Genomic DNA, 1,039 nt, shown 5'->3' with positions numbered 1-1,039 from the left:
AGTGGACTTTCTTTGACGGCAACTACCAGGAATTCGAAGCCGACAAGAAAAAACGTTTGGGCGAAGAGGGTGCAAAACCCAAGCGGATGAGGTTCAAAGCACTGAAGTAACTGCGAAGTCAGGCCAACCCCATTCCAACTCAAACGGCCTGGCTCAACAGCCAGGACCTCAGGCCCTGAGAAGTCGCTGGCGGACCAGCTCAATGTGGTTTCGCTGTGCGTACAACTCGTCTGCGTAGGATAGGGGCACTGTGATTTTGCCCACCCGGGTCTCGAGCCGGTCAAGTTCTTCTGCCAGCGCTTTGGCCGATTCGGCTCAGTGGCAGCAGCATGGCAATGATGATGCCCAGTGCCAGCCACATACGTTTCATCAGGTTGGCGTAGGAAAAAGGCAGGTATCTCTGCATCAACGGGATGCCGTTGCGCAAAGTCCATCAACATCAGGCTGGGCACGCCACTGCCTGCTGAGCTGCGTCGGTCCGATAGAAAAGCCAGACCGGTTCGACTCTGGACAAATCCGAGATCGGCCTTGCCAGTACTCAGCCAATCAAGATTTTGGGAGGATTCCTCACTGGGCAGCAATTACTGGCTGCCTGTCTGCGGCGGCAGGCCACACCTGGCCACCGATATGGACGGCTCGTGCCGCCAGCACGCCACGCACGACGGCCAGTGCGGTCACCTCGGCCGCCATCACGCTCAAGCGCAACATGCTTGCTGTTGTGCCCGATTTGCCGGTTCCCAATGCAAACAAGGTATCACCGTCTGACAGGGTGTGAACCGGGTTGATGCTGCGGGCGAGGCCGTCATGGGCCACCTGTGCCAAGCGGTGCGCCTGTGCTCTGGTGAGGATGGCATCGGTGGCAATCACGCCGATGGTGGTGTTGGTCCCGGCCAGCACCGGTAGTGGAAATTCTCCTGCCAGCAGGGCCTTGCGGGCGTTCACCAAGTGCGCGCCGTCGCTGGTTCGGGCGCCGGCAATGATCTGACCCGTCGCCGGGTTGATGACGTCGCCCATCGCATTGCAGGCCACGATCGCACCC

1 protein-coding gene and 1 pseudogene are annotated in these 1,039 nt (G+C 59.7%); both read right to left on the bottom strand.

What is annotated here, in order from left to right; translation table 11 throughout:
- Positions 1-168 precede the first annotated feature (168 nt).
- Positions 169-415, bottom strand: a pseudogene (locus tag AC097L_RS26290) (TAXI family TRAP transporter solute-binding subunit); the annotation flags it as partial.
- Positions 416-567: 152 nt separating this feature from the next.
- Positions 568-1,039, bottom strand: a 472-nt coding sequence (locus tag AC097L_RS26285; RefSeq protein ID WP_479589627.1) for a P1 family peptidase, incomplete at its 5' end; no start/stop codon positions are given.

Source organism: Rhodoferax sp. RT5P35 (assembly GCF_056521385.1).
Note: the sequence above shows the minus strand (reverse complement) of the source record. Positions and strands in the feature narration are given on the sequence as shown.